General features: G+C 75.1%; 5 protein-coding genes. All 5 read left to right on the top strand.

Features of this window, described 5'->3' with window-relative positions:
- The first annotated feature begins 204 nt into the window (after positions 1–204).
- Complete coding sequence (locus ACFYR0_RS32715; protein WP_389336285.1) at positions 205–2,034, top strand: DUF3492 domain-containing protein; 1,830 nt, start codon at positions 205–207, stop codon at positions 2,032–2,034.
- A 164-nt stretch (positions 2,035–2,198) separates the two neighbouring features.
- Positions 2,199–3,491, top strand: coding sequence for a hypothetical protein (locus ACFYR0_RS32710; RefSeq protein ID WP_389336307.1), 1,293 nt, complete (start codon positions 2,199–2,201; stop codon positions 3,489–3,491).
- A gap of 343 nt (positions 3,492–3,834) precedes the next feature.
- Positions 3,835–4,794 carry an NAD-dependent epimerase/dehydratase family protein gene (locus ACFYR0_RS32705; RefSeq protein ID WP_389336282.1) on the top strand — a complete coding sequence of 320 codons (960 nt, stop codon included), beginning with the start codon at positions 3,835–3,837 and terminating at the stop codon, positions 4,792–4,794.
- Positions 4,782–5,531, top strand: coding sequence for a spherulation-specific family 4 protein (locus tag ACFYR0_RS32700; RefSeq protein WP_389336279.1), 750 nt, complete (start codon positions 4,782–4,784; stop codon positions 5,529–5,531). Before ACFYR0_RS32705 ends, ACFYR0_RS32700 begins: the two co-directional genes overlap by 13 nt.
- A 63-nt stretch (positions 5,532–5,594) precedes the next feature.
- Positions 5,595–6,773: an adenylyltransferase/sulfurtransferase MoeZ gene (gene moeZ, locus ACFYR0_RS32695; protein WP_389336276.1), complete on the top strand. Its 1,179-nt coding sequence runs from the start codon at positions 5,595–5,597 to the stop codon at positions 6,771–6,773.
- Positions 6,774–6,873: the final 100 nt, after the last annotated feature.

The following is a 6,873-nucleotide window of genomic DNA, read 5'->3' as shown; positions in this document are numbered from 1 at the left end:
GGGGGGTTGTTGTCCGCGCCTTTGAAATTTTCCCTTGGGGCGCGCCCCCCCCCCCCGCCCCCCCGCCCCTGCGCCCGGTCCCCCCCGGGGGGGGGCGCCCCCCCCCCCCGCCCCCCCCGCCACCCTCTTGTCCCCTTACGTTCGTCCCGCTGCGAGCCGCCGGGTCAACGGCGGCTCCTGATACGGGAGATCGGGGGTGCACTCGTGCGCATCGGACTGCTGACCGAAAGTGGCTATCCGTATGTGAACGGTGACGCCAGGCTCTGGTGCGACCGGCTGGTGCGCGGACTGGACCAGCACGAGTTCCACGTGTACGCGCTCAGCCGCGACGAACACCAGGAGGACGAGGGCTGGGTCGCGCTGCCGCCGCAGGTCAGTCGCGTGCGGACGGCCCCGCTGTGGATGGCCGACGACGACGGGGTGGCCTACGGCCGACGGGCCCGGCGCCGTTTCGCCGACTGCTACGGCGAACTGGCCGCCGCCCTGTGCGCGGCGAGCGCCGAGGCCGCGTCGTCCCCGCCGTCCGCCGCCGAGGCGGACCGTTTCGCCAGCGCGCTGTACGGTCTCGCCGACCTCGCCCGCGACGAGGGTGGCCTGGTGGCGGCGCTGCGTTCCGAGACCGCCGTGCGCGCCCTGGAACGCGCCTGTCGCGCGCCGGGCGCCCCTCGCGCCGCCCACGAGGCCCGGGTGCCCGACCTGCTCGCCCTCGCCGGACACCTGGAACGCGCCCTGCGCCCGCTGTCGTTGGGCTGGTACGAGGACGAGGGCCTCGGCGCGGTCGACCTGTGCCACGCGGCGTCCGGAGGGCCCGCCGCCCTGCCGGGGCTGCTCGCCCACCGCCTGTGCGGGGTGCCCCTGCTGGTGACCGAGTACGGGGTGCGGCTGCGCAGCCACTACCTCGCCACCGGCGCGCACGAGGCCCCCGTCGTACGGGCCCTGCTCGCCGCCTTCCACGGCCGGCTCGCCGCCGAGACCTACCGGCGGGCCGCCTACGTCACCCACGGCAACAGCCATGTCCGCCGCTGGCAGGAACGCTGCGGCGCCGACCGGGCCAAGCTGCGCACGGTCCACCCGGGCCTGGACACGGAACGGTTCGCCGAGGTCGGCGAGGCGCCCGAGAGCGCGGACCCCGAGACGCTGGTCTGGGTCGGCGGCGTCGAGCCCACCAAGGACCTCGTCTCACTGCTGCACGCCTTCGCCGAGGTCCGCCGGGAGGAACCGAAGACCCGGCTGCGGGTGATCGGCGCCGCCGTGGGAGCCGACGGCGCCGCCTATCTCGCCCACTGCCGGGGCCTGGCCGCGCAGCTGTTCCCCGACGAGGCCGACGGGCCCCACGCGGCCGGCGACAACCCCGTCTCGTTCGAGGAGGTCGGCGAGCCCGAGGTCCCGGACCTCGCCGACGCCTACGCCTCCGGTGCCGTGGTCGTCCTCTCCAGCGTCGTCGAGGGATTCCCGCTGGGCCTCGTCCAGGCGATGCTCTGCGGCCGGGTGACCGTGTCGACGGACGTGGGCGCGGTCGTGGAGGTCATCGGCGGCACGGGGCTCGTGGTGCCGCCGCGCAACCCGCGGGCCCTCGCGGAGGCGTGCGTGGCCCTGCTGCGCGACCCCGAGCGGCGCGCGCGCCTCGGGGCCGCCGCGCGCGCCCGGGCGCTGGAGCTGTTCAGCGTCGAGCGGTGCGTCGAGGCGTTTCACGGCATCTACCTGGACATCGTGGCGCAGTGCCCGGTCCGGCGGGTCGTCCTCGACGAGGCGGGGGAGCCGCTGCCGTTCGCCGTGCCGGCCGAGGCGCACGTCCCCGCGCGCTGGCCGACGCCCGCCCTCGCGCCCACGCCCGGCCGGGCCGCGGGTCCGCCCGTGCGGGCCACGGGGAGGGGCGGTTCCGCGCGGGGTGGTGTCGCGCGAGGCGCGGCTCAGCCCGGGGTCGACGGGCCTGGCACGGCCGTGCCTGGTGGGGTCGTGTCCGGTGCGGTCGTTCCCGGTGTGGCCGGGGTCGTTCCCGGTGTAGCCGGGCGCGCGGTGGAGGGGGCGCGGTGAGCGGGGTGCGTGACGTGAGCGGCGTGGACGGACGCGAGCGGGAGCTGTGGGGGGTGCCGGGCGGTGCGGGGGGCTGGGACGAGCGGGCCGGTGATGGCCCTGCGGTGGGTGTCTCCCCGGTGGGTGTCTCTGCGGGTGGTGACCCGGTGGCCTGGGATCGCTCGGTGGAGGGCGCGGAGGGCGGTGGCCTCCCGGTCGACGGGGGGCGTGAGGCGGGGGACCGTGAGGCTGGTGAGGGGCGTGCGGCCGGGGCCGGGCTGGCGGGCGGTCGTGGGGCCGACGGGGGGCGTGCGGCCGGTGGCGGTCGCAGGACCGACGGGGGATTCGCGGCCGCGGCCGGGCGGAGGCCCGCTTCCCGGCGGGGTGCCGCCGACCCCGTCAAGGCGTTGATGCACCGTCACCGGGAACTGTGCGAGCGGGCCGTGGACCCGCTGGAGATCGCGGCCGGACTGGAGGCCCACGGGGTCACCGACCGGACCGCCGCCCGGTTCCGCCACCGGGACGTCTTCTCCCTCGCGGAGGAGATGTACGCCCGGGTCCCGCGCGACGCGGACACCCGGGCACGCGCCGTCGGACTCCCCGCGCCCCCCGCGGCCCGCGTCGGCTGGGCGCTGCTCGCCCTGCTGCCCGGCGCGCTGTGCGCGGCGGCGGTGGCCGGGCTGCGGCTGACCGACGGACAGCCGCGGCTGCTCGTGGCCGTGGCAGGGTCCCTCGCCCTGGTCCTGGGCGTGCGCCTGGCCGTCCGCCGAGGGCCGTTACGCGTCCCCCGTCCCCCGTCGGCCGTCCGGCCGCCCGTCACCGGCGTCTGGACCGGCTGGCTCGTCGGCTACGCCGCCCTCGGCGACGGACTGCTCCGGTCCAGCGTCACCGGAGGCCCCGACGCCCTGCCGGACGGCGCGTCCGACGGGCCCTGGCCACTGGCCACCGCCGCCCTCCTGGCCCTCGCCCTCGCCTGCGCCCCGGCCGCCTGGTGCGCGCACCTCTTCGCCGCCGAGGCCCGGCGCAGACTCACCGCCAGCCGGGGCCTGGAGGAGTTCGCCTCCGCCGTACGGCCGTTGCTGCTCGGCTCGTTCGCCCTGTTCATGGGCGCGCTGGCCGCGCTGCTCGTGCTGTGCGGGGAGGCTCTGGACGAGGCCGTGGGGTACGCCGGGCTCCTCAGCCTCGGCGCGCTCCTGCTGCTAGCCCGGCTGCTGGCCGCGCACGGTTTCACCCATGCGCCGGCGGTGGTACTGACCGCCTGCGCCGCCGCCGAGGGCGCCGCCCTGGGCACCGTCTTCGCCGGGCGTCTGCCCGGGTGCGGCTTCCTCTCCGTGCCGGTGGAGGAACTCGTGTCCGCTGGGGGGCCCGGCAGCGTTCCGGCCCTGATCTGCGCGGCCGGTGCGCTGACCCTGCTGATCCACGCCGGGCGCACGCTGACGCTCGCCTCGGCGCACGCCGAACCGGTGGCGTCCCGGTGAGCGGCCCGCGGCCAGTGAGCCGTGGCCCGGGGGCGGACCGTGGCGCGGTGAAACGTGCCGCCGTGGGCCGCCGGTCCGTGGCCTTCGGCCCGCTGGGCCCGCTGGGCCCGCTCGATCCGCTCGGCCCGCGATCGACGTACCCCCCGGCTCCCTGCGGCCGCCGCCCGCGCCGCCGAGCACACCCGAACTCGCACCATCCCCCTGAAGGACTTGAAGGAGAAGACCAGATGACCACCTCCCGATCCGGAGCACCCGGAGCCACCGGCGTGACCGGAGCCGCTGGAGCGGCCCGACCCGCCGGGGACGCCGGAGCCGTCGGCGCGCACACCCCGGGAGCCGCGCGATGAGGGTCCTGCTGATCGGAGCCAACGGCTACCTCGGCCGCTTCGTCGCCGACCGCCTGCTCGCCGACCCGGCCGTCCAGCTCACCGCGCTCGGCCGCGGTGACGACGCCGATGTCCGCTTCGACCTCGCCTCCGGCAGCCCGGGAGCGCTCACCCGCTTCCTGGACGCGGTCCACCCCGGTGTCGTCGTCAACTGCGCGGGCGCCACCCGCGGCGGTGCCCGCGAGCTGACCCGGCACAACACCGTGGCCGTGGCCACCGTCTGCGAGGCCCTGCGCCGCAGCGGCTGCGGCGCCCGCCTGGTGCAGATCGGCTGCGCCGCCGAGTACGGCCCCAGCCAGCCCGGCTCGTCCACCGCGGAGGACGCCGTCCCCCGCCCCGGCGGCCCGTACGGCGTCAGCAAGCTCGCCGCCACCGAACTCGTCCTCGGCTCCGGCCTCGACGCCGTGGTGCTGCGGGTCTTCTCGCCGGCCGGACCCGGCACCCCGGCCGGGTCGCCGCTCGGCCGGCTCGCCGAGGCCATGCGCCGGGCCATGCAGTCCGGCGACGGTGAGCTGAAGCTCGGCGGCCTCGGCGTCCAGCGCGACTTCATCGACGTACGCGACGTGGCCAGGGCGGTGCACGCGGCCTCGCTGTCGGCCGCCCAGGGCGTGATCAACATCGGCTCGGGTCGGGCCGTGCGGCTGCGCGACGCTGCGGCCGTGCTCGCCCGGGTGGCCGGCTACGGCGGTGCCCTGCACGAGCTCGACGGCCCGCCCGGCGCCCCGCGGCCCGCCATCGGGCACCCGCGCGGCGACGCCGACCACGCGGCGCCCGTCGCCTACCCCTATCCGGACGGCTGCGGCAGCTGGCAGCAGGCCGACGTCCGTACCGCGCGCGACCGGCTCGGCTGGCGGCCCCGTATCAACCTGGAGGAGTCCCTCGCGGACATCTGGATGGAGGCGGCATGCCGTATCTGACCAGTACCAGGGCGGACGGCGCGTGCACCGACGTCCGCACCGGCCTGGGCATCCCCGGCTATGCGCACCCGCTGCTCGCCCCGGCGGAGTGGGGCGAGCTCACCCGCCCCGGCACCCCCGTGCACTGGGCCGTCCTCGACGTCGCCGACGGGCCCGGTGTGCGCCCCGACCCGCACTGCCTCCAGGCGGCGGGCCGTCTGCGCAACGCGGGCGTGCGGGTGCTCGGCCGGCTCGACACCACGTACGGGGCCCGGCCGTTCGCCGATGTGATCTCCGACGCACAGCGCTATCTGGACTGGTACCGGGTCGACGGCTTCCTGCTCGACCGCTGCCCGGGCGAGCGCGCCGCGCTGCCCGGTGTCCGGCGGATGGTCACCGTCCTGCGCGGGATGGCCGAGGCGTCCCATCTCGTGCTCGGCCACGGCATCCACCCGTACCCCGGATACGCCGAGGCCGCCGACCAGTTGGTGACGTTCTCCGGCCCGTGGACCGACTACCGCTGGTCGCAGGTGGCGGAGTGGACCGCCGAGTATCCGCCCGAGCGGTTCTGCCATCTCGTCCACGGTGTGCCGGGTGTCCATCTCGACGAGGCGCTGCGCATCGCGCGCTGGCAGGGAGCGGCCACGATCTGGTTCACCGACCGCACGGACCGGGGCGGCGAGGCCGATCCGTGGGAGGCGATGCCCGGCTACTGGGACGAAATCGTCTCGCGGATCGGAACGGGTGTCTCGGAATGAAAAAGCCCATGGCAGTGTTACGCGGAGAACAACCGTAGTGATTGACCGACCAACGGAGTCCCCGTGTCGCTGCCACCCCTGGTCGAGCCGGCTGCCGAGCTCACCGTAGACGAGGTCCGCAGGTACTCCCGCCACCTGATCATCCCCGACGTGGGGATGGACGGGCAGAAGCGGCTGAAGAACGCCAAGGTGCTCTGTGTGGGCGCCGGCGGCCTGGGCTCGCCGGCGCTGATGTACCTGGCCGCCGCGGGCGTGGGCACCCTCGGCATCGTGGAGTTCGACGAGGTCGACGAGTCCAACCTCCAGCGTCAGATCATCCACAGCCAGTCCGACATCGGCCGCTCCAAGGCCGCTTCGGCGCGGGACAGCGTCCTCGGCATCAACCCGTACGTGAACGTGGTCCTCCACGAGGAGCGGCTCGAGGCCGACAACGTGATGGACATCTTCAGCCAGTACGACCTCATCGTCGACGGCACGGACAACTTCGCGACCCGTTACCTGGTCAACGACGCGTGCGTGCTGCTCAACAAGCCGTACGTCTGGGGCTCGATCTACCGCTTCGACGGCCAGGCCTCCGTGTTCTGGTCCGAGCACGGCCCCTGCTACCGCTGCCTCTACCCGGAGCCCCCGCCGCCGGGCATGGTCCCCTCCTGCGCCGAGGGCGGCGTCCTGGGCGTGCTGTGCGCGTCCATCGGCTCCATCCAGGTCAACGAGGCCATCAAGCTCCTCGCGGGCATCGGCGAGCCGCTGGTCGGCCGCCTGATGATCTACGACGCCCTGGAGATGCAGTACCGCCAGGTCAAGGTCCGCAAGGACCCGAACTGCGCGGTCTGCGGCGAGAACCCCACCGTCACCGAGCTCATCGACTACGAGGCCTTCTGCGGCGTCGTGTCCGAGGAGGCCCAGGAGGCGGCGCTCGGTTCGACGATCACTCCCAAGCAGCTCAAGGAGTGGATCGACGAGGGCGAGAGCATCGAGATCATCGACGTCCGCGAGCAGAACGAGTACGAGATCGTCTCCATCCCGGGCGCCAAGCTGATCCCGAAGAACGAGTTCCTCCTCGGCACCGCCCTGGAGGGTCTGCCCCAGGACAAGAAGATCGTCTTGCACTGCAAGACGGGTGTCCGCAGTGCGGAAGTCCTCGCCGTCCTGAAGTCCGCGGGCTTCGCCGACGCCGTCCACGTCGGCGGCGGCGTCATCGGCTGGGTCAACCAGATCGAGCCCGAGAAGCCGGTCTACTGACCGGCCCCGCGGCCCACCCGCACGACTGAAGAGGCCCACGGCGCTGACGCGTTCAGCCGCCGTGGGCCTCCGCCGTCCCCTGACCGACCGCCTCGCCGGG

This window comes from Streptomyces sp. NPDC005017 (genome assembly GCF_042873115.1).
Classification (GTDB): Bacteria; Actinomycetota; Actinomycetes; order Streptomycetales; family Streptomycetaceae; genus Streptomyces.
Note: the sequence above shows the minus strand (reverse complement) of the source record. Positions and strands in the feature narration are given on the sequence as shown.

Excerpts from the sequence above, each read along its gene's own strand:
- ACFYR0_RS32705 (WP_389336282.1), top strand. The coding sequence starts at position 3,835 with ATGAGGGTCCTGCTGATCGGAGCCAACGGCTACCTCGGCCGCTTCGTC.
- ACFYR0_RS32700 (WP_389336279.1), top strand. The coding sequence starts at position 4,782 with ATGCCGTATCTGACCAGTACCAGGGCGGACGGCGCGTGCACCGACGTC.